Annotated in this window: 17 protein-coding genes; 7 read left to right on the top strand and 10 right to left on the bottom strand. The window is 68.2% G+C overall.

Annotation, left to right across the window (positions count from 1 at the left end):
* Positions 1 to 8: 8 nt before the first annotated feature.
* From sixA to DMO17_RS16880, 3 genes are read right to left on the bottom strand one after another with little or no spacing between them, the layout of a single operon-like run.
* On the bottom strand, positions 9 to 464 hold the full coding sequence (gene sixA / locus DMO17_RS16890; RefSeq protein ID WP_110683644.1) for a phosphohistidine phosphatase SixA: 456 nt from the start codon (positions 462 to 464) through the stop codon (positions 9 to 11).
* Positions 461 to 808, bottom strand: coding sequence for a DUF4389 domain-containing protein (locus DMO17_RS16885; RefSeq protein ID WP_110683643.1), 348 nt, complete (start codon positions 806 to 808; stop codon positions 461 to 463). Before DMO17_RS16885 ends, sixA begins: the two co-directional genes overlap by 4 nt.
* Positions 809 to 821: 13 nt before the next feature.
* A complete protein-coding gene (locus tag DMO17_RS16880; RefSeq protein ID WP_110683642.1) occupies positions 822 to 1,844 on the bottom strand; it encodes an NAD(P)H-dependent glycerol-3-phosphate dehydrogenase in 1,023 nt (340 codons plus the stop codon).
* Between the two features lie 257 nt (positions 1,845 to 2,101).
* On the opposite strand from DMO17_RS16880, the gene DMO17_RS16875 reads away from it, so the two are divergent.
* The 3 genes from DMO17_RS16875 (at position 2,102) to fabB (ending at position 5,886) form a co-directional block, all read left to right on the top strand.
* Positions 2,102 to 3,994, top strand: coding sequence for an ATP-binding protein (locus DMO17_RS16875; protein ID WP_110683641.1), 1,893 nt, complete (start codon positions 2,102 to 2,104; stop codon positions 3,992 to 3,994).
* 148 nt (positions 3,995 to 4,142) lie between these two features.
* Positions 4,143 to 4,658: a 3-hydroxyacyl-[acyl-carrier-protein] dehydratase FabA gene (gene fabA / locus DMO17_RS16870; protein ID WP_110683640.1), complete on the top strand. Its 516-nt coding sequence runs from the start codon at positions 4,143 to 4,145 to the stop codon at positions 4,656 to 4,658.
* A gap of 13 nt (positions 4,659 to 4,671) precedes the next feature.
* Positions 4,672 to 5,886 carry a beta-ketoacyl-ACP synthase I gene (gene fabB, locus DMO17_RS16865; protein ID WP_110683639.1) on the top strand — a complete coding sequence of 405 codons (1,215 nt, stop codon included), beginning with the start codon at positions 4,672 to 4,674 and terminating at the stop codon, positions 5,884 to 5,886.
* 55 nt (positions 5,887 to 5,941) lie between these two features.
* Here the strand turns inward: fabB and DMO17_RS16860 are convergent, their stop codons facing one another.
* The 3 genes from DMO17_RS16860 to DMO17_RS16850 form a co-directional block, all read right to left on the bottom strand.
* Positions 5,942 to 7,567 carry a methyl-accepting chemotaxis protein gene (locus DMO17_RS16860; protein ID WP_110683638.1) on the bottom strand — a complete coding sequence of 542 codons (1,626 nt, stop codon included), beginning with the start codon at positions 7,565 to 7,567 and terminating at the stop codon, positions 5,942 to 5,944.
* A gap of 196 nt (positions 7,568 to 7,763) precedes the next feature.
* The gene (locus DMO17_RS16855; RefSeq protein ID WP_110683637.1) at positions 7,764 to 8,225 is read right to left on the bottom strand and encodes a DUF3859 domain-containing protein; all 462 of its coding nucleotides are present in this window, start codon (positions 8,223 to 8,225) and stop codon (positions 7,764 to 7,766) included.
* 64 nt (positions 8,226 to 8,289) lie between these two features.
* Positions 8,290 to 9,312: an amidohydrolase family protein gene (locus DMO17_RS16850; protein ID WP_110683636.1), complete on the bottom strand. Its 1,023-nt coding sequence runs from the start codon at positions 9,310 to 9,312 to the stop codon at positions 8,290 to 8,292.
* A gap of 117 nt (positions 9,313 to 9,429) precedes the next feature.
* Here DMO17_RS16850 and DMO17_RS16845 point away from each other — a divergent pair, with 117 nt between their 5' ends.
* The 4 genes from DMO17_RS16845 to DMO17_RS16830 all read left to right on the top strand — a co-directional run bounded on the left by DMO17_RS16845 (position 9,430) and on the right by DMO17_RS16830 (position 13,119).
* Positions 9,430 to 10,287, top strand: a complete 858-nt coding sequence (locus tag DMO17_RS16845; RefSeq protein ID WP_110683635.1) for a substrate-binding periplasmic protein — start codon at positions 9,430 to 9,432, stop codon at positions 10,285 to 10,287.
* Positions 10,288 to 10,414: 127 nt separating this feature from the next.
* Positions 10,415 to 11,809 carry a methyl-accepting chemotaxis protein gene (locus DMO17_RS20250; protein WP_110683634.1) on the top strand — a complete coding sequence of 465 codons (1,395 nt, stop codon included), beginning with the start codon at positions 10,415 to 10,417 and terminating at the stop codon, positions 11,807 to 11,809.
* A 52-nt stretch (positions 11,810 to 11,861) separates the two neighbouring features.
* Complete coding sequence (locus DMO17_RS16835) at positions 11,862 to 12,257, top strand: OsmC family protein (RefSeq protein ID WP_110683633.1); 396 nt, start codon at positions 11,862 to 11,864, stop codon at positions 12,255 to 12,257.
* Position 12,258: 1 nt separating this feature from the next.
* Entirely contained in the window at positions 12,259 to 13,119 is an 861-nt protein-coding gene (locus DMO17_RS16830; RefSeq protein ID WP_110683632.1) for a pirin family protein, read from the top strand.
* A gap of 17 nt (positions 13,120 to 13,136) precedes the next feature.
* On the opposite strand, the gene DMO17_RS16825 is transcribed toward DMO17_RS16830, so the two are convergent.
* The 4 genes from DMO17_RS16825 to htpG all read right to left on the bottom strand — a co-directional run bounded on the left by DMO17_RS16825 (position 13,137) and on the right by htpG (position 20,404).
* Positions 13,137 to 13,622, bottom strand: a complete 486-nt coding sequence (locus DMO17_RS16825; protein WP_110683631.1) for a hypothetical protein — start codon at positions 13,620 to 13,622, stop codon at positions 13,137 to 13,139.
* Between the two features lie 35 nt (positions 13,623 to 13,657).
* A complete protein-coding gene (locus DMO17_RS16820; RefSeq protein WP_110683630.1) occupies positions 13,658 to 14,656 on the bottom strand; it encodes an HD-GYP domain-containing protein in 999 nt (332 codons plus the stop codon).
* Complete coding sequence (locus tag DMO17_RS16815) at positions 14,653 to 18,327, bottom strand: PAS domain S-box protein (protein WP_110683629.1); 3,675 nt, start codon at positions 18,325 to 18,327, stop codon at positions 14,653 to 14,655. Before DMO17_RS16815 ends, DMO17_RS16820 begins: the two co-directional genes overlap by 4 nt.
* Before the next feature lie 172 nt (positions 18,328 to 18,499).
* Positions 18,500 to 20,404, bottom strand: a complete 1,905-nt coding sequence (gene htpG, locus DMO17_RS16810; RefSeq protein ID WP_110683762.1) for a molecular chaperone HtpG — start codon at positions 20,402 to 20,404, stop codon at positions 18,500 to 18,502.
* Positions 20,405 to 20,495 lie beyond the last annotated feature (91 nt).

The following is a 20,495-nucleotide window of genomic DNA, read 5'->3' as shown; positions in this document are numbered from 1 at the left end:
CTGGCCGACTAGTGGGGGTGATACAGGCTCTTGAGCGTCATCAGGCCGGGCACGCTCGACTCGCCTTCCAGCTCGACCAGGCTGGCGGTGTGCAATGCCAGGGGTTCCTGCAGATAGCCATGCACCAGCAGACCGCCGAGGCTGCCGAGCAGCGGGTTGTGGCTGACCAGCAGGCAGTCGCCCGCGTACTGGTCGAGCTGCAGCACGGCGTTGCGCGGCGAGTCGTCGGGGGTGGCCCAGTCCACCGTGGTCAGCGGCAGGCTCAGGCCGAGCGCCTCGCGCACCAGTTCGGCGCTCTGCTGGGCGCGCCGGTAGGGGCTGACCAGGATATGCGCGAGCGCCTGGCCACGCAGGCGTTCGGCGCTCTTGCGCACTTCCTTGCGGCCACGCTCGGTCAGCGCCCGCTCCGCGTCGCTGCGCGCACGCGGCTCGGCCTCGCCATGGCGCAGCAGCCAGAGTTTCACAGCTTGGGCTCTTCGTCGCGCACCGGGTGCGGCGCCGGCGGGATGCTGTGCGGTTCGTTGTCCTGCGGTACGCGCGGGGTCGGCCAGTCGGCGAAGGGCCAGGGCTTCTCCTCGCTGTTGAAGGTGCCGAAGCGGCCGATCTGCTGCAGGTACTGGCTGAGGCTGTCGCCGAAGCCCTGCAGGCCGGCGTTGGGCGCACCGTAGAACAGGCGGTAGCCCAGCTGCAGCAGCACCACGCCGGCGAGCACGATTTCCGCCAGCTGCCAGACGATGGCGAAGATCACCATCCAGACAATGCGCAGGCCGATGGACTCGCGCTCCAGTTCCTTGCTTTCGTCGCTCATGTCGCTCTCCTTCTCAGAATCCGCTGGGGGAAATGAAGTCCACGTCGGTCTTCGGCTCGCCGCGCATCAGCGCCTGGATCACCTGTTCCAGGGTACGCCCCTCGAACAGGATGGCATGCAAACCGGCGACCAGGGGCATGTAGACCTGCAACTCCTCGGCCTTGTGCTTCAGGACCTTGAGGGTGTTGACGCCCTCGGCCACCTCGCCCAGGCGCGCCACCGCATCCTCCAGACTCAGGCCCTCGCCGAGGGCATGGCCGACCTGGAAGTTGCGGCTCTTGGGCGAGGAGCAGGTGACGATCAGGTCGCCCACGCCGGCCAGGCCGAGGAAGGTCATGGGGTTGGCGCCGAGCTTGACGGCGAAGCGGGTCATCTCGGCCAGGGCACGGGTGATCAGCATGCTCTTGGTGTTCTCGCCCATGCCCAGGGCCACCGCCATGCCGGCGATGATGGCGTAGACGTTCTTCAGCGCGCCGCCCAGTTCCACGCCGAAGCTGTCGCGGCTGGCGTAGACGCGGAAGGTGCGGCCGTGCAGGGCCGACTGCACGCGCTGGCAGAGCTCCTCGTCCTCGCTGGCAATGACGGTGGCGGTCAGCGCATGCTCGGCGATCTCGCGCGCCAGATTGGGTCCGGACAGCACGCCGATGCGCGCCTGCGGCGCCACTTCGGCGAGGATCTGGCTCATCAGCTTGAAGCCCTCGGCCTCGATGCCCTTGGTGGTGCTGACCAGCAGCTTGCCGGCCAGCAGCCCGGCCACCGGTTGCAGCGCCTTGCGCAGCGCCGAGGAAGGAATGGCGACGAACACCAGCTCGCAGGCGGCCAGGGTGGTCGGCAGGTCGGTTACCGGCTCGACCCCGGGCAGCAGCTTGATGCCCTTGAGGTAGCGCGGGTTCTCGCGCTGGGTGCGCATGGCCTCGGCCTGCTCGGGGTCGCGCATCCACTGCAGGACGCGCTGGCCGTTGGCGGCCAGGAGGTTGGCGATGGCGGTGCCGAAGCTGCCGCCACCCAGTACTGCAACGGGTTGTTGCTCGGTCATAGGAATTCCACAACGGGCCATCGGGATGGCGAATGGCGGCATTATCACGAAGCATCGCCCGACCGGCCAGTACCGTGCGTGACTGCCATCGCAGCGCATGCGCTGGCAAAGCCTGCCTTCTCGGTTAACATGCCGCAGTCAGGCAGAGAACAAGGCCGTTCCGTGCACAGTTTCCTTTCCCTCCCCGGCTTGCCCCCGGCCGCTCCCGCGGGCACCCGTCCCGGCATGCCCATCCTCCCCGGCGGGAGAGCGCAGCCATGACCTTCGGCCGCAAGTGGGACATCCACACCCGCACCCAACTGATCAGCGTCGGCCCGGCCCTGCTGCTGACCCTGCTGTTGACCGGCCTGTTCACCCACTCGCGGCTGCAGGACCTGCGCGCGGAAATCGACCAGACCGGCCAGCGGGTGGCCGACCAGCTGGCGCCGGCCGCCGAGCACGGGATCGCCGCCGGCAACCCGCAGGCCCTGGAGACCCTGCTGCGCGCCACCCTGAAGACCCCGCACGTACGCTTCCTGGAAGTGCGCGACAAGGCCGAGAACATCCTGGTCTACGTCGAGCGGCATGGCGAGGACAGCGCGGCACGCGTGGAAGTGTTCCACGCCCCCATCGAGCAGGCAGCGGCGAACGGCGCCGATGAGCAGTACCTGGGCCGGGTGGTGGTCGGCATGTCCGACGAGGCCTTCACCAGCCGCCAGCAGACCATCCTGTTCAAGGCCACGGTGCTGGCCCTGTTCGCCCTGCTGCTGACCTTCCTGCTGGCACGCCAGCTGGCGCGGCGCCTGGCCGGCCCGATCATCGAGATGGGACGGGCGCTGCAGGCGATCAAGGCTGGCGACTACCACACCAGCCTGCCGGAAACCGACACCAGCGAACTGGGCGATCTGGCGCGGCACATCAACAACCTGGCGGCCGAGCTCGCCCAGGCCAGCCGCGAGCAGCACAGCGCCATGCAGCAGCTGATCCAGACCCGCGAGCAGGCCGAACAGGCCAGCCGCGCCAAGTCGGACTTCCTGGCCATGATGAGCCACGAGCTGCGCACCCCGATGAACGGCGTGCTGGGCATGCTGCAGCTGCTGGAAACCACCGAGATGACCGGCGAGCAGGCCGAATACGCGGCCCTGGCCACCGAGTCCACCGAACACCTGCTCAAGGTGATCAACGACATCCTCGACTTCTCGCGCATCGAGCGCGGCGCCCTGGAACTGGAGCGCATCCCCTTCAACCTGCTGGAGCTGCTGCAGGGCTCGATCCAGGTGTTCCAGCACAGCGCGCAGCAGCGCGGCCTCTACCTGCGCCTGGAGAACCAGGCCGGTCTGGAGGACTTCGAGGTGCAGGGCGACCCGACGCGCATCCGCCAGATCCTGGTCAACCTGCTGGGCAACGCGCTGAAGTTCACCGAGGAAGGCGGCATCCGCATCGAAACGCGCTGGCAGCCGCTGGACAACGAGGTACTGTGGTTCACCTGCGCCGTGCACGACAGCGGCATCGGCATCGCCCCGCAGCGCCTGGAGCACATGTTCGACGCCTTCCAGCAGGCCGACACCTCGATCTCCCGGCGCTATGGCGGCACCGGCCTCGGCCTGTCGATCGCCCGCACCCTGGCCGAGCGCATGGGCGGCACCCTGCACGCCAGCAGCCAGGAAGGCGTGGGCTCGGTCTTCACCCTGGAAATCCCCCTGCCCTTCAGCCCGCGCCACAGCGCTGCCATGCCCTCGCCTGAGGACGACAGCCAGTCCGGCGACGGCCAGGAAGTGCTGCTGGTGGAGGACAACCCGGTCAACCAGACGGTGATCGAGGCCATGCTGCGCAGCCTCGGCTACCGGGTGACCCTGGTCGGCGATGGTGCCCAGGCGGTCGGCAGCTTCGACGCACAGCGCTTCGCCGCCGTGCTGATGGACTGCCGCCTGCCGGTGATGGACGGCTACGAGGCCACGCGGCAGATCCGCCGCCTGCACCCGCACGGCGGCACGCCGATCATCGCCCTCACCGCCAACGCCCTGCAGGGTGACCGCGAGGCCTGCCTGCAGGCCGGGATGAACGACTACCTGGCCAAACCCTTCAAGCGCGCCGATCTGGAGCGCATCTTGCTGCGCTGGCTGGGCAAGCGCACCACGGCCGGCGCGGGAATGCTAGAGTCGGGCGAGTGATGATCTGCGACAAGAACAGGCTGTTTACAACTGTTCACACTGCGCTGTGACTTTCACCTAGGCGCAACAGTCTATGACTAGTCTGCCGCTACACAAGAAAACCCGCGGCGCAGCTTAGCCCCGCCGAGGGGACCATTGAGGAGTTCGCATGACCCAGCAAAACGCCTATACCCGGGAAGAATTGCTCGCCTGCAGCCGCGGCGAACTGTTTGGCCCAGGTAATGCGCAGTTGCCCGCCCCCAACATGCTGATGATCGACCGCATCGTGCACATCAGCGAGACCGGCGGCAAATACGGCAAAGGCGAGATCGTCGCCGAACTCGACATCAATCCCGACCTGTGGTTCTTCGCCTGCCACTTCGAGGGCGACCCGGTGATGCCCGGCTGCCTGGGCCTCGACGCCATGTGGCAGCTGGTTGGCTTCTACCTCGGCTGGCAGGGCAACCCCGGCCGCGGCCGCGCCCTCGGCTCGGGCGAGGTGAAGTTCTTCGGCCAGGTCCTGCCGACCGCCAAGAAGATCACCTACAACATCCACATCAAGCGCACCATCAACCGCTCGCTGATCCTCGGCATTGCCGACGGCAGCGTGGCCGTCGATGGCCGCGAGATCTACAGCGCCGAAGGCCTCCGCGTCGGCCTGTTCACCTCTACCGACAGTTTCTGAAGGACATTTCCGCATGCGCCGCGTCGTGATCACCGGTCTGGGCATCGTTTCCTGCCTGGGCAATGACAAAGACACCGTCTCCGCCAACCTGCGCGCCGGCAAGGCAGGCATCCGCTTCAACCCGGAATATGCCGAAATGGGCCTGCGCAGCCAGGTGTCCGGCTCCGTCGACCTCAACCTGGAAGAGCTGATCGACCGCAAGGTCCTGCGCTTCATGGGCGATGCCGCGGCCTACGCCTACCTGTCCATGGAGCAGGCGATCAAGGATGCCGGCCTCAGCCTGGAGGAAATCTCCCACCCGCGCGTCGGCCTGATCGCCGGCTCCGGTGGTGCCTCCACCCTGAACCAGATGGAAGCCATCGACATCCTGCGCGAGAAGGGCGTCAAGCGCATCGGCCCATACCGCGTGCCGCGCACCATGGGCAGCACCGTGTCGGCCTGCCTGGCCACGCCGTTCCAGATCAAGGGTGTGAACTACTCCATCTCCTCCGCCTGCGCCACCAGCGCCCACTGCATCGGCCACGCCATGGAGCAGATCCAGATGGGCAAGCAGGACATGGTGTTCGCCGGCGGCGGCGAAGAGGAACACTGGAGCCAGAGCTGTCTGTTCGACGCCATGGGCGCCCTCTCCACCCAGTACAACGAAACCCCGGAGAAGGCCTCGCGCGCCTACGACGCCAAGCGTGACGGCTTCGTCATCGCCGGCGGTGGCGGCATGGTGGTGGTCGAGGAACTGGAGCACGCGCTCAAGCGCGGCGCCAAGATTTACGCCGAGATCGTCGGCTACGGCGCCACCAGCGACGGCTACGACATGGTCGCGCCTAGCGGCGAAGGCGCCGTGCGCTGCATGCAGCAGGCCCTGGCCACCGTCAGTGCGCCGATCGATTACCTCAACACCCACGGCACCTCCACCCCGGTCGGCGACACCGCCGAGGCCCGTGCGGTGCGCGAAGTGTTCGGCGCCAAGGCACCGGCCATCAGCTCGACCAAGAGCCTGTCCGGCCACTCGCTGGGCGCCGCCGGCGTGCACGAGGCGATCTACTGCCTGCTGATGATGCAGGGCGGCTTCATCGCCGGCTCGGCCAACATCGAGGAGATCGACCCAGAACTGGCCGACCTGCCGATCCAGCGCCAAACCCGCGACGCCCAGCTCAACACCGTGATGAGCAACAGCTTCGGTTTCGGCGGCACCAACGCCACGCTGATCCTGCAGCGTTACCAGGGCTGATTACCCGCCCCATGAAAAACGGCGCCCACGGGCGCCGTTTTTCGTTGTGCGCAACTCAGATGCGGAAGCGTGCCACCAGCCCGTTGAGGTCCACGGCCAGGCGCGAAAGCTCCTGACTGGCGGCGCTGGTCTGGTTGGCCCCGGCCGAGGTCTGCAGCGACAGGTCGCGGATGTTCACCAGGTTGCGGTCCACTTCGCGGGCGACCTGCGCCTGCTCCTCGGATGCGCTGGCGATCACCAGGTTGCGCTCGTTGATCGAGGAAATCGCCTGGGCGATCTCGTCCAGGGCGCGCCCGGCGGCCTGCGCCAGCTCCAGAGTGGAAGTGGCACGCCCGGTGCTCTGCTGCATGGCACCGACAGCACGCTCGGTCCCCTGCTGAATGCCACCGATCATCTGCTCGATTTCCTGGGTCGACTGCTGCGTGCGATGGGCCAGTGCGCGCACCTCGTCGGCCACCACGGCGAAGCCACGGCCGGCGTCACCGGCGCGCGCCGCCTCAATGGCGGCATTGAGGGCCAGCAGGTTGGTCTGTTCGGCGATGGCACGGATCACGTCGAGCACCTGGCTGATGTTGCGTACCTGCTGCGCCAGCTGCTCGACCTCATGGGCGCTATCGGTCACCTCGGTGGCCAGACGGCTGATGGAATCGACGGTCTGGCGCACCTGCTCGCGGCCATGCTGGGCCGTACGGTCGGACTCGCGCGAAGCCTCCGAGGTGCTGACGGCATTGCGCGCCACCTCTTCCACTGCCGAGGTCATCTCGTTCACCGCAGTGGCAGCCTGCTCGATCTCGGCGTTCTGCTGATGCAGGCCACGGGTGGAGTCCTCGGTGACCGCGTGCAGCTCCTCGGAGGCGGATGCCAGCTGGTTGGAGGAGTCGGCGATGCTCTGGATGGTGTTGCGCAGGCTCTGCTGCATGCCACGCAGAGCACTGAGCAACTGCGCAGGTTCATCCTCACCGATGATGTCGAACTTCTGCGTCAGGTCGCCGGAAGCCACCACCTGCGCCACCGCCACCGCCTCGCCCAGGGGGCGCACGATACTGCGGGTCAGCATCAGGGCCAGGAAGATGGTCGCCGCCAGTGCCGCGACTATCAGCAGGATCACCAGCTGCGTCGCATCCGCGTAGACTTCGCTGCTGAGCTGGGCCGCCTCCGCGGCTCCGTTGTTGTTTAGCTCGGTCAGGTCGCGCAGCAGGGCCGCCATGTCCGCGGCATGCTGGTTGAGCTCGCCGCTGGCGACGGCGATCGCCGAGTCGACATCGTCCTGAGCCGAAAAGCTCATGAGCTTTTCCTGCTCGCTGAAATAGGCCGACTGCTTCTGCTGGTAGCGCTCATACAGCCGGCGCTCCTCATCCAGGCTGAGCAGTGCCTCGTAGCGCGCCTGTGCCTGGCCCAGGTCGGACCTGAGCTGGTTGATCAGAGCGGTGTTCTGCGCCAGGGCGGCCGGCTCGCGAATCACGATCAGGCGCAGGGTGGCCGTACGGATACGCAGGATGTTCTGCCCCATGTCGTTGAGCGCCACGATACTGGGCAGCCAGACCTCCTTGACCTCGGCCGCGGCGCCATTCATGCGCTTCATCTGCAGCAGGGAGAAGCCCCCGACCAGCACCACCAGCAGTGCCAGGATGGCGAAGCCCAGGCCGGCTCGTGTGGCGATTTTCATATTTCTCAGAGACATGACGGGTTTCCTGATGGTTGCTGGGCAATCTGAGGATAGTCGCAAGCTGTGGCAGGTCTTGGCGCCGGCCTGGAAAGCGAGAGATCCGTCTCGCCCTCTGCGTATCGGCCGTCACCGCCACGCCTTGAGCCAACTGCCCATAACGCGAAAGGCCCGGGCGCTGCTGCGGCCGGGCCTGGGTACGACATGCCGGGGATCAGCGCACCTGGAAGCGCTGCTCGACCAGCTTGCGGTCGCCCTGAAATACCATGAACTGCCACTCGCCCGGCACCACCTCGTGGTGTTCGGTGAACTCGAAGGCCATCACGTCCTGCGGCGCGCCGACCACCAGTTTCTGCATCAGCTCGATCTTGTCCTGGCGCTTGCCGTCAGGGCCCACCAGGCCGGGAGTGAAGTACATCAGGGTCAGCGGCTGCTCCGTCTCGGTCTTGCCGACCAGGCGGTAGCGCACGCCGAACTTGGTGCCCAGCCGCGCCGGCACCTGGTCGGTCTGCTCGATCGGCTGGTTGGCACGGGTCAGCACGCGCTCGCCCGGCTGCGGATCCTTGAACTGGGTGGCGAATACGCCGTACTCGATCGGCCCCTCGACACGCACTTCGGCCAGGGCCAGGTTGGCGGAAAGGCCCAGGGCCAGGACGGTCAGGCTGAACAGTTTCATCTCGCGCTCCTTGTTGGAAGATCGGGCGCGAGGCTATGACGCCGCGGTTACAGGCTGATGACAGTCAGTCCGCCAACTCGGCCCGGCGCTGGCGTGGCAGCACGGCGAGGAAGTTGCCGCGCGCCACCCGCCGCGCCACATCCTCCGGCAGGGCATCGAGGAAGGGGCGGAACTCGGCGAAGTAGTTGCCCAGGCCATCGAAGCGGCCGACCACGTCCGAGCCGAGCATGAAGCGCGTCGGGTAGCGACGTACCAGCTGCAGCCAGGCCGGGTCGGCCCGCCCCTCGGCATCCAGCAGATAGGGTCGCAGCACGCTCCAGGACAGGTCGATGTACAGGTTGGGGTACTGGGCGAGCAGGCGCTCCAGCGTCGGCAGGAGGAATTCCAGCCGCTCCTGGTGTCGATGGATCTCCAGGCTGGTGCCGGCATGTGCCCAGATGAAGCGCACGTGCGGGTGGTTGCGCAGTGGCTCCTCGAGCTCCGCCAGGTACAGCGGGTTGCGCTCGCGCTTGGAGGTGATGTTGCTGTGCAACAGCACCGGCAGGTCGTACTCGGCGGCCAGGTGGTAGACCCGCGTCATGGCCTCGTTGTTGGCCCGCGGGGTGTCGCCGTAGGTCAGCGCGGTGAGGTCGTCGTGGCGGGTGAAGACTTCGCCGATGCCCTGCCAGAAACCGGGGTCCAGCTCCAGCATGCGGCGGATATGCGCGTCGGCATTCTTGTCGGTGGGGTTGAAGCCGCTGAGGAAGGGATGCAGGCGCCGGCGCTGCTCGGCCGGCAGGCGCTTCACCGCAGCCGCCACCAGCACGTCGGTGGCGCTGTACCAGTAGGCGCCGGCATCGTCGCCGGCGTAATAGCGCGGGCGCTTGGGCTCGTCCTCGTGCCACTTCTTGGCCACCGGGATACCGGTGATCAACGCATGCTCGACCCGCCCGGCGTCCATGGCCCGCAACAGCGGGGCCATGCCCTCGCTCTCCTGGAAGAAATCGACGTAATGCAGGTGGGCGTCGCTGAAGCGGTAGTCGCGGGCGCTGGCCTGCAGCGCGCAGAGCGCGAGCAGGCCGCCGAGCAGCAGTCGATGAACGAACAATGGCGGTCCTCCCTGGCGATCGAGCAAGGGTAGACTGCCAGCTTGCGCCGCCGTTCACTGGCGGCCGGCGCAACCAGGGGCCATCATGCCTCTACGCCACCTCGCCAGTGCCTGCGCATGACCCTGCCCCGCCTCGCCGCCCTGCTCGTCCTGTTCTCGCCCACGCTGGCCGCCGAGACCCTGACCTATCCGCTGCACTCCAACGGCGTCGACCCCGAGGCCTATGTGGTCGAGCTGCTGCAGCAGGCCCTGGCCAGGAGCGGCGGCGACTACCAGCTGCGCCCCTCACCCCGGCCGATGCCGCAGAGCCGCGCCGAGCAGTCGCTGGAGCAGAACGACGGCAGCGTGCAGCTGATGTGGAGCATGACCACCCGCGCCCGCGAGGAGAGCCTGCTGCCGGTGCGCATTCCGATCTACAAGGGCCTGATCGGCTGGCGCATCCCCCTGGTACGGCGCGAAGACAAGAACTGGCTGGCCCAGGTGCAGGGTCTGGATGATCTCAGACCGCTGCGCTTCGGCCAGCGCGCCGACTGGCCCGACACGCGCATCCTGCGCAGCAACGGCCTGCAGGTGATCACCAGCCAGAGCTACGACAGCCTGTTCCGCATGCTCGATGCCGGGCGCTTCGACCTGTTCCCGCGCGAAGTGGTGGTGGTCTGGAACGAACAGGCCCAGGCCGCCCGCGAAGGGCTGGCGCTGGAGGTCGACGAGCACATCGCCATTCACTACCCCACCGCCTTCTACTTCTTCACCTCGCGCGCCCGTGCCGACCTGGCGCAGGCGGTGGAACGCGGGCTGGAGGCGATGATCGCCGACGGCAGTTTTGCTGCGCTGTTCCAGCAGCACCACGGCGCCACCCTGGAACGCGCCAGACTGGACCAGCGCAAGGTGATCGAGCTGGAAAACCCCGACCTGCCGCCACAGACGCCGTTCCAGCGCAAGGTGCTGTGGTACCGGCCCAATGCACCGCAATAGCGCCCGGCGAGCCGAATTGGCGCAAATCTGACGGCGGACCGTCGGCGCCAGCCTTGTGACGCAGCGCACAGTGCATGGTGGCACCCGGCTTGCACTTCTCCCCGCAGAACTCTCAGGGAGATGCACCATGCTGCAGTTGTTGCGCAAACCCTCACGCCGCGAGCGGGACGAAGAAGCCCTCGCCGCCCTCTTCAGCGGCCATGACCTGACCACCCGCCTGCCCGAGCAGCAGCCCTGGATGGGCCGCCTCAACCGCTTCAGCGATGGCCTGCACCAGCGCATCCGCACCAGCCTCGGTGCCGCCGTCGGCATCGCCGCCCACGCCCCGCAGCTGGCCAGCATCGCCAGCGCCAACCAGGCCAGCGGGCAGAGCCTGGCGCAGTCCTCGGAGCTGATCGCCAGCGCCAGCGAGCAGGTCACCACCACCCTGGACGCCGAGCTGGTACCCGGCGCCGCCGAGGTGGCGCGGCTCTCCGGTGAAGTCGCCAGCACCCTGCGCCAGTGCCAGCAGAGCGGCCAGAGCGTACTGCGCCAGGTGGAGGCCATCGGCGCCTGCGAGCAGGAACTGGCCGAGGTGATCGGCAACCTCACCGCGCAGCTGGAAGAGGTCAGCAAGGTCATCGGCGTGATCGCCAGCATTTCCCAGCAGACCAACCTGCTGGCGCTCAACGCGGCCATCGAGGCGGCCCGCGCCGGCGAGCACGGCCGTGGCTTCGCCGTGGTCGCCGAGGAAGTGCGCCGCCTGGCCGGCCACACCACCGAGGCCACCGGCCAGGTCGGGCAGATCATCGAGCGCTTCCGCGACGGCATGGACCAGCTCGGCGGCGCCGGCGAGCGCATGCACCGGGCGGTCGAGGACGGCCGTGCCGGCATGCTGCAGGTCGGCAGCGGCCTGGACAGCACGCGCCAGGCCATGGACCGCCTGGACGAGCGGGTCGGCCATATCGCCACCGGCACCGAGCAGATCGGCGCGGCGGTGCGCTCGATCAACGGCGACGTGCAGCAGATCGCCCAGGTCGCCGGCGACCTGCTCGGCAAGGCCGGCCAGGTACTGCGCCACAGCCAGGCCGTGCGCGAGGACGGCGACCGCCTGCTGCAGGGCCTGGGCGACTTCCGCCTGGAGCTGCACCGGGCGGTGCAACGCAGCGTCGAGCAGCTGGCCGGCGACGCGCGCCTGGCCGGCGAGGTGGCTGGCGCCGAGCGCCTGCTGGCCGACACCCTGCGCCGCGATGCACGCTTCGAGCTGTTCTACCTGGTCGACGCCAGCGGCGTGCAGCTCTCGGAAAACATCTTCGCCGCCGACGTGCCGCACCAGGACGCTCCGAGCTGCCGGGGCCGCGACTGGAGCCAGCGCCCCTGGTTCCGCAGCGTGGCGGATGACCTGCGCAGCCATATCACCCCGGTCTACCGCTCCTCGGCCACCGACGACTTCTGCTTCACCGTCTCGGTACCCATCCTCGGTGGCGATGGCCGTCTGCTGCGCGTGCTGGGCGCCGATGTGCGCCTCTCCGTGCTGGTCTGAGACGCGCCGCCTGGGCTAGGCTGGAGCCATCCAACCTAGCCCGGGAGCCACCATGATCCGCATCAGTACCGAGTCCGGCCTGCGCCACAGCATCGAGATCGGCGAGCATCTGCTGCACACCGACGTACCCGAGTCCTTCGGTGGCACGGCCTCCGGCCCCGAGCCGCACGACCTGTTCGACGCCGCCCTCGGCGCCTGCAAGGCCCTGACCCTGATGCTCTACGCCAGGCAGAAGGGCCTGGCGCTAGATAGCCTGGACGTGCGCGTGGTCCGCGACGACAGCCAGGAGCGCCAGGGCATCTACCGCCTGGCCGTGGAACTGGACCTGCACGGCGCCCTGGACGAGGAGCAGCGCCAGCAGCTGCTGCGCATCGCCGACAAGTGCCCGGTGCACAAGCTGATGACCAGCGCCGAAGTACAGGTGGAAACCCGCCTGGGCGAGGCCTGAGATGAGCGAGCTGCTGCTGATCCGCCCCAGGGCCGAGGACATCGCCGGCCAGCCGATCCTGCGCCCGCTGCCGTCGGCCAAGTGCCGCAGCGTCGGCCCCTTCGTGTTCTTCGACCATATGCTGGAAAAGGTCTATGCCCCCGACAGCGGCATGAACATCGCCCAGCACCCGCATATCGGCCTGTCCACCCTCACCTACCTGTTCGACGGCGAGCTGCAGCACAAGGACAGCCTGGGTTCCGACCAACGGGTGCAACCCGGTGACGTCAGCTGGATGACCGCCGGCCGCGGCGTCGCCCATGTCGAGCGCACGCCCGCTCAGCTGCGGCAGAGGGGTTCACGGCTGCACGGCCTGCAGGTGTGGCTGGCCCTGCCGCAGGAGCTGGAGACGTGCGAACCGGGCTACAGCCACCACCCCGCCGCCAGCCTGCCGCGCCACGAGGCCATGGGCGTCGCCATCACCCTGATCGCCGGCACAGGCTTCTGCCTGCAGTCGCCGGTGCCGGTGCCCTCGCCCACCCTCTACGCCGAACTGAAGCTGGCCGCCGGCGCCAGCCTGCAGATTCCCGCCGAGCACCGCGAGCGCGCGCTGTACCTGATCGAGGGCGAGGCCCAGCTGGAAGGCGACGACCTGCCGCTGCGCGGCCTGGCCGTGCTGCCGGAGGGCGAGGAACTGCTGCTTTCCGCCTGCGGCGAATGCCACCTGGCGCTGATCGGCGGCGAGCCGCTGGGGCCGCGGCGCATGTTCTGGAACTTCGTCGCCAGCGACGCGCAGCAGCTGGAACAGGCCAAGCAACGCTGGGCCGCCGGCGACTGGCCGCAGGTGCCGGGCGAACAGGCACGCATCGAGCTGCCCGGCTAGGCACAGCACCGGCTGGGCTAGCGATCGGCCTGGGCCAGCGCCGCCTCCTCGTCGGCCAGGCGCCGGATATAGGCGGCGAAGTCCGGGTCCTCGCCACGCAGCAGGTGCGGCAGGCGCTCGCGGAAGTCCTCGCGGCGACTCCACTCGCGCATGTAGTCCTCCCAGGAATGCCAGCGCCGGCGCTGCTTGGCGTCCATGTCGTCCTGGTAGGCGAGCAGGTAGGCGCGTTCGAACAGCGAGATCAGCATGTCGAAGATCACCCACATGCGCTCACGCTGCTCGTCGCTGAGATCGGGCGTGGCGTTCTGGCTGCGCAGGCGCAGGTCCGGGTTGGCCAGTACCACTTCGAGGAAGTCGATGTAGGCGTCGGAGATCTGCTGCCAGATGGCCTCCTCCTCGTTCTCGCGCTCCTTGCGCTGCTCGAAGAGAAACACGCCGATGGCGAACGGCAGCGCCACCACCGTGACTATGTAGGACAGCAGCTCCCAGCTGGGCAGGCTCATGAGGGTCTCCAGAGGAACGAGGCGGCCATTGTGCCCTACTCCGTCTCCGCCCAGCGCTCCTTCACTTCCAGGATCGCCGGCAGGATGCCGAGGAACAGCTCGACCAGTTGCGGATCGAAGTGCCGGCCACTCTCGCGACGGAGGAACTCCAGTGCCTCTTCTACCGGCCAGGCCGGCTTGTAGGGGCGCACGCTGGTCAGCGCATCGAACACATCGGCGATGGCGACGATGCGCCCCTCCAGGGGAATGGCCTCGCCGGCCAGGCCGTTGGGGTAGCCGCTGCCATCCCACTTCTCGTGGTGGGTCAGGGCGATGCTGCGGGCCATGCGTAGCAGTCCGGACTCGTGCTCGCCGATGATCTCGGCGCCGATCTGCGCGTGCTGGCGCATCACCTGCCACTCGGCCTCGTCGAGCTTGCCGTTCTTCTGCAGGATGGCGTCGGGGATGCCGATCTTGCCGACGTCGTGCATCGGCGCGGCGTTCAGCAGGTCGTCCGCCTCCACCTCGCCGAGCCCGGCGGCCCTGGCCAGCAGGTGGGTGTAGTGACTCATGCGGATGACGTGCAGGCCGGTCTCGTTGTCCTTGTACTCGGCCGCCAGGCCCAGGCGCTGGACGATCTGCAGACGGGTCTGGCGCAGCTCGTCGACCCGCACCAGCGACAGATGGGTGCGCACCCGCGCGCGCACGATGGCCGGGCTGACCGGCTTGGTGATGTAGTCCACCGCGCCGACCTCGAAGCCCCGCGCCTCGTCCTCGACATCGGCCAGGGCGGTGACGAAGATCACCGGGATGGCCGCCGTGGCCGGCTGCGCCTTGAGCCGGGCGCAGACCTCGTGGCCGGTCATGCCCGGCATCATCACGTCCAGCAGGACCAGCGCCGGCGCCTCGCGCGCGGCCAGTTCCAGGGCCTTGTCGCCGTCCTTGGCGAACAGCAGGCGGTAGTCGTCCTGCAGGATCTGCCGCAGCACCTGCAGGTTGGTCGGTTCGTCGTCCACCAGCAGCAGCGTGGGACGGGTATCGGCGGGTCGGATCATGGGGCTACTCCGGACTGCAGTTCCAGCCAGCCGAGCAGCTCGGCCAGCAGCGCGTCGGCGCGCTCGAAGTCGAAATCGTCGATCGCCTGCTCCAGGCCCCTGGCCTGGGCGGTCGGCAGCGCGGCGATCAGCCGTTGCAGGGCCTGTTCGGCCAGCTCGCCGTGGCCCAGGGCGGCGCGCGCCTGTTCGATCAGCGGCGCCAGCTCGGCCAGTGCCGGTAACGGTGCCGCTTCTTCCGCAGGCGGCGCCTGCTCCTGCGGCAACTCGCCCGGCAACTCGCCCAGGGCGGCCTGCAGGGCCAGCAGCAGCCCGCCGGCCGAGGCGGCCACCTTGCCCTTGAGCGCATGTTCCAGCTGCCCGGCCAGGCGGCTGACGCGCAGCAGCGCGAGGTTGGCGGCGGCGCCGCGCAGGCGGTGCACCAGTTCGATGGCGGCCTGCGGCTCGGCATCCTGCAGCAGGCGCTCGATGTCCACGCAGCTGGCACGATGCTCGTCGAGGAAGCGGCGGATGGCGGCGACCATGGCCGCCTGGCTGCCCCACAGCTGCAGGCCGCGCGGCCAGTCGATGGCGATGTCCGGCGCGGCCTCGGCGGCCGACGGCGGCACCGACGGCGCCGGCGCCAGGCCGATGACGCGGGCCATCTCAGCCAGCAGCTGGTCCATCTCCAGCGGCTTGGAGGCGAAACCGTCCATGCCGGCCTCGCGCGCGGCGAGACGGTCCTGCTCCAGCACGCTGGCGGTCAGGGCGATGATCGGCGTCGGCGCCAGCCCCTGCCGTGCCTCCTCCTGGCGAATCCGCCGGGTCGCCTCCAGGCCGTCCAGGCGCGGCATCTGCACGTCCATCAGCAGCAGGTCGAAACCACCGGCGCAGAAGGCCGCCAGCGCCTCCTCGCCATCGCCTGTGGTCACCACGCGGTGGCCGAGCTGGCCGAGGGTCAGGCTGAGCAGTTCGAGGTTCTGCGGCACATCGTCGGCGGCCAGGATGCGCAGCGGCGGCAGGCCGAGGCTGGCGGCCCGCGGCGCAGCCGCGCTGGCCTGGCCGGCCGGCAGCGGCAGCTCGACGCGGAACAGGCTGCCTTCGCCCAGGCGGCTCTCCACGGTGATGCGTCCGCCCATCAGCTCGGTCAGCTGGCGGGCGATGGTGGTGCCCAGGCCGGTGCCGCCGAAGCGCCGGCTCATCGAGGCATCGGCCTGGGCGAAGGGGTCGAAGATGTGCTGCAGGCGGTCCGCAGCGATGCCGATGCCGCTGTCGCGCACGGCGAGCAGGACCTTGCCCGGCGCGCCGCTGACTTCCAGGCGCACCCAGCCGCTTTCGGTGAACTTCACCGCGTTGCCTACCAGGTTGGTCAGCACCTGCTGGATGCGCAGCGGGTCACCGCGGAAGTGCTCGCCGAGGCCGGCCTGGTAGTCCAGGCTGAGGCTCAGTCCCTTGGCCTCGGCGCTCAGGCGCAGGGCGTCGCAGACCTGGCGACACAGCTCGGGCAGGGAGAAGTCGAGGCTCTCCAGCTCCACCGCGCCACGCTCCAGCTTGGCGGTGTCGAGGATGTCGTTGAGCAGGCCGAGCAGCGAGCGCGCGGCCTGACGCACGGTGCCCAGGTGGCGGCGCTGCAGGTCGTCGAGGCGGGTGCCGAGCAGCAGCTCGGTGAAACCGATGATGGCGTTCATCGGTGTGCGGATCTCGTGGCTCATGTTGGCGAGGAAGGTGGTCTTGGCCTCGGCCGCCTGCTCGGCGCGCTCCTTGGCGTCGCGCAGGGCCTCCTCCATCTCGCGGCGCTGGCTGAGGTCGGTGGCGAACTTGACCACCTTGAACGGCTTGCCGTCGGCATCGAAGATCGGGTTGTAGGAGGCCTGGATCCACACCTCGCGCCCGCCCTTGGCCAGCCGCAGGTACTCGCCGCTGTCCAGCTCGCCGCGCGCCAGGCGCGCCCAGAACTCGTCGTAGGCGCCACTGTCGACGAAGGCCTGCTCGCAGAAGATGCGATGGTGCTGGCCGCGGATCTCCTCCAGGCTGTAGCCCATCAGCTCGAGGTAATTCTGGTTGGCGTTGAGCACGTGCCCCTGCAGGTCGAACTCGGCCATCGCCAGGCCGCGCCCGATGGCGGCCACCGTGCCCTCGAATTCGGCGTTGCGCAGCTTGCTCTCGGTGATGTCCAGCATCACCCCGTCGATCCAGTGCGGCGCCCCCTCCTCGTCGGCTACCGCACCACCGCCCTCCCACACCCAGACCTCGCGGCCGTCGCGGCGCAGCAGGCGGTACTCGACCTCGTAGCTGCGCCCGGCGGCGATCGCCGCATGCACCACCTGGCTGACCCGCTCGCGGTCGTCCGGATGGATCAACCCGTTGAAGCTGCAGCGCCGCTCGATGAACTCCTGCGCCGGCCAGCCGCTCAGGCGCTCCACCGCATCGCTGATGAACAGCATGCTCCAGTCCCGGTCCAGCAGGCAGCGGAAGGCCACCCCGGGGAGATTGCCGATCAGCGAGCGGTACTGCTGCTCGCGCTCGCGCAGGGCGCGCTCCATCGCCTTGCGCTCGCTGATGTCGCTGATGAAGCCGACATACAGGGTCTGCCCCGGCAGGCAGGCCTTGCCGATGGCCAGGCGCATCGGCAGCAGGCTGCCGTCCTTGCGCCGCCCCTCCACCTCGCGGCCGACGCCGATGATGCGGGCCTCGCCGGTGCGCCGGTAGTGCTCCAGGTAACCGTCATGGGCGGAATGGTGCGGCTCGGGCATCAGCATGCTGATGTTGCGCCCGACCAGCTCGTCGGCGCGCCAGCCGAACAGCTGCTCGACCGAGGGGTTGATGTCGCGGATAAGGCCGCGCTCATCGATGGTGATGATGCCGTCCACCGCCGTGTTCAGAGTGGCGCGCAGGCGCATTTCGTTGTCGCGCAGCTGGCCGACCAGCTGGCGATAGCGCAACAGGCCATTGGCGGCGGCGACGAAGATGGCCAGCGAGACGGTGATCAGCGCCACCGCCAGGGCCAGGTACAGGCTGTGCTCGCTGGCGCCGTCGCCTTCGGCCACACCGACGAAGCGCGCCGCGGCCATGCCGGTGTAGTGCATGCCGCTGATCGCCAGGCCCATCACCAGGCCACCGAGGACCACCGCCCAGATGCCCAAGCCGCGACCGCGCAGGCCGAAGCGTACCCACAGGGCGAGGATCGCCAGCACCACCGCCACCCCGATCGACAGGGCGAACCACCAGGGGTCGTAGCGCAGCAGCGGCGCCATCTGCATGGCCGCCATGCCGCTGTAGTGCATGGCACCGATGCCGGCGCCCACCAGCACGCCGCTGCCGACCAGCTGCGCGGCCGTGACCTGGCGCCGCGCCAGCAGCTGCAGGGCGACCCAGGAGGCGCCCAGGCTGGGCAGCATGGACAGCAGGGTCAGCCCCGGTGCGTACTCCACCCGCACGCACAGCTGGAAGGCCAGCATGCCGATGAAGTGCATGGCCCAGACGCCGCCGCCCAGGGCCAGCGAGCCGGTGATGATAGCCACCTGGCGCACCGCCGGGCTCTGGCTGATCCGGGCCATGCCCGCCACCTGCAGGGCCATGGCCGAGGTGAAGGCGGCGATCAGCACCGAGAGCAGCACCAGCCAGGGGTCGTAGCTGCCGAACAGCAGCAGGCTGGGGTCGGCGTCGAGCAGGAACAGGCTGGTCAGGTACGACATAGGGGCAGCGGGCACGGATAGACGATGGCAAGTTAAGCAGGCCCGCACGGGCCGGCGCCAGGCACTGGCACCTGGAAAGAGCCATTAGATAGCCATCATCGAGCAAGCTCCAGCGCTATTTTTCGCGGGCATGAAAAAGCCCGCCGAAGCGGGCTTTTCACGGCACTGCCGGTCAGGCGGACAGCTCGACCAGCAGCTTGTTCAGGCGTCGTACGTAGCTGGCCGGGTCCTTCAGGCTGTCGCCGGCGGCCAGGGCGGCCTGGTCGAAGAGGATGTGCGAGAGGTCGGCGAAACGGTCCTCGTCGGCCTCGGCATCCAGCTTCTCGATCAGCGGGTGGCCCGGGTTGATCTCGAAGATCGGCTTGGACTCCGGCACCTTCTGCCCGCTGGCCTCGAGGATCTGGCGCATCTGCAGGCCGAGGTCCTGCTCGCCGATGGCGAGGATCGCCGGCGAGTCGGTCAGACGATGCGATACCCGCACTTCCTTGACCTGTTCGCCCAGCGCGCCCTTGAGGCGCTCCAGCAGCCCCTCCTTGGCCTTGGCCACCTCTTCCTGGGCCTTCTTGTCCTCTTCCGAGTCGAGCTTGCCCAGGTCCAGGTCGCCACGGGCGACGTCGACGAAGTGCTTGCCGTCGAACTCGGTCAGGTAGCTCATCAGCCACTCGTCGATGCGGTCGGTCAGCAGCAGCACCTCGATGCCCTTCTTGCGGAAGACTTCCAGATGCGGGCTGTTCTTGATCTGCGCATGGGTCTCGCCGGTGAGGTAGTAGACCTTGTCCTGGCCTTCCTTCATGCGGCCGATGTAGTCGGCCAGGGCCACGCTCTGCTCGCCGCTCTCGTCGGCGGTGGAGGCGAAGAGCAGCAGTCCGGCGATCTTCTCCTTGTTGGCGAAGTCTTCCGCCGGGCCTTCCTTGAGCACCTGGCCGAAGGCCTTCCAGAAGGCCTTGTAGTCCTCGGGCTTGTCCTTGGCCAGCTTCTCCAGCATGTCCAGCACGCGCTTGGTCAGCGCCGACTTCATCGAGTCGATCACCGGGCCGGATTGCAGGATCTCGCGGGAGACGTTGAGCGACAGGTCGTTGGAGTCGACCACGCCCTTGATGAAGCGCAGGTACAACGGCAGGAACTGGTCGGCCTGATCCATGATGAACACGCGCTGCACATAGAGCTTCAGGCCCTTCGGTGCCTCGCGGTGGTACAGGTCGAACGGTGCGCGGGCCGGCACGTAGAGCAGCGAGGTGTATTCCAGCTTGCCTTCGACCTTGTTGTGGCTCCAGGACAGCGGGTTCTCGAAGTCGTGGGCGACGTGCTTGTAGAACTCCTGGTATTCCTCGTCCTTGACCTCGGTGCGCGGGCGGGTCCACAGCGCGCTGGCGCGGTTGACGGTTTCCCACTCCGGCTCGGCCGGCTTATCCTTGTCTTCGCCGTAGTGTTCCTTCGGCAGCTCGATGGGCAGGGCGATGTGGTCGGAGTACTTCTTGACGATGTTGCGCAGGCGCCAGCCGTCGGCGAACTCTTCCTCGCCACTCTTCAGGTGCAGGACGATGCGGGTACCGCGCTCGGCCTTGTCGATCGTGGCGACTTCGAACTCGCCCTCGCCGCGGCTCGACCAGTGCACGCCCTCGCTGGCGGCAGCGCCGGCGCGACGGGTGAACACCTCGACCTGGTCGGCGACGATGAAGGCCGAGTAGAAGCCCACGCCGAACTGGCCGATCAGGTGCGAATCCTTCTTCTGGTCGCCAGAGAGGTTCTTCAGGAAGTCGGCGGTGCCGGACTTGGCGATGGTGCCCAGGTGGGCGATGACTTCCTCGCGGCTCATGCCGATGCCGTTGTCCTCGAGGGTGACGGTCTTGGCGTCCTTGTCGAAGGACAGGCGGATCTTGAGCGGATCGCCACCCTCGAGCAGCTCGGGCTTGGCCAGGGCCTCGAAGCGCAGCTTGTCGGCGGCGTCCGAGGCGTTGGAGATCAGCTCACGGAGGAAGATTTCCTTGTTCGAGTACAAGGAATGGATCATCAGGTGCAGCAGCTGCTTCACCTCGGTCTGGAAGCCCAGGGTCTCTTTTTGAGTTTCCACACTCATGGTCATCGAACTCCACATGCAGGACAGAAGGCCGCGAACGCGGCGGATGTCCTGCAGATGGGGACTTCGGGAAGGATTTCAAGACCTTGCC

Origin of the sequence: Aquipseudomonas alcaligenes (assembly GCF_003205495.1) — a bacterium.
Lineage (GTDB): Bacteria > Pseudomonadota > Gammaproteobacteria > Pseudomonadales > Pseudomonadaceae > Aquipseudomonas > Aquipseudomonas alcaligenes_B.
The sequence above is the reverse complement of the archived record's forward strand: the minus strand, read 5'-3'. Positions and strand labels throughout refer to the sequence as shown.

Excerpts from the sequence above, each read along its gene's own strand:
- DMO17_RS16825 (WP_110683631.1), bottom strand. The coding sequence starts at position 13,622 with ATGAGCCTGCCCAGCTGGGAGCTGCTGTCCTACATAGTCACGGTGGTG.
- DMO17_RS16830 (WP_110683632.1), top strand. The coding sequence starts at position 12,259 with ATGAGCGAGCTGCTGCTGATCCGCCCCAGGGCCGAGGACATCGCCGGC.
- fabA (WP_110683640.1), top strand. The coding sequence starts at position 4,143 with ATGACCCAGCAAAACGCCTATACCCGGGAAGAATTGCTCGCCTGCAGC.
- DMO17_RS16885 (WP_110683643.1), bottom strand. The coding sequence starts at position 808 with ATGAGCGACGAAAGCAAGGAACTGGAGCGCGAGTCCATCGGCCTGCGC.
- htpG (WP_110683762.1), bottom strand. The coding sequence starts at position 20,404 with ATGAGTGTGGAAACTCAAAAAGAGACCCTGGGCTTCCAGACCGAGGTG.
- DMO17_RS16875 (WP_110683641.1), top strand. The coding sequence starts at position 2,102 with ATGACCTTCGGCCGCAAGTGGGACATCCACACCCGCACCCAACTGATC.
- DMO17_RS16845 (WP_110683635.1), top strand. The coding sequence starts at position 9,430 with ATGACCCTGCCCCGCCTCGCCGCCCTGCTCGTCCTGTTCTCGCCCACG.
- DMO17_RS16820 (WP_110683630.1), bottom strand. The coding sequence starts at position 14,656 with ATGATCCGACCCGCCGATACCCGTCCCACGCTGCTGCTGGTGGACGAC.
- DMO17_RS16855 (WP_110683637.1), bottom strand. The coding sequence starts at position 8,225 with ATGAAACTGTTCAGCCTGACCGTCCTGGCCCTGGGCCTTTCCGCCAAC.
- DMO17_RS16880 (WP_110683642.1), bottom strand. The coding sequence starts at position 1,844 with ATGACCGAGCAACAACCCGTTGCAGTACTGGGTGGCGGCAGCTTCGGC.
- DMO17_RS16815 (WP_110683629.1), bottom strand. The coding sequence starts at position 18,327 with ATGTCGTACCTGACCAGCCTGTTCCTGCTCGACGCCGACCCCAGCCTG.
- DMO17_RS16860 (WP_110683638.1), bottom strand. The coding sequence starts at position 7,567 with ATGTCTCTGAGAAATATGAAAATCGCCACACGAGCCGGCCTGGGCTTC.
- DMO17_RS16835 (WP_110683633.1), top strand. The coding sequence starts at position 11,862 with ATGATCCGCATCAGTACCGAGTCCGGCCTGCGCCACAGCATCGAGATC.
- DMO17_RS20250 (WP_110683634.1), top strand. The coding sequence starts at position 10,415 with ATGCTGCAGTTGTTGCGCAAACCCTCACGCCGCGAGCGGGACGAAGAA.
- fabB (WP_110683639.1), top strand. The coding sequence starts at position 4,672 with ATGCGCCGCGTCGTGATCACCGGTCTGGGCATCGTTTCCTGCCTGGGC.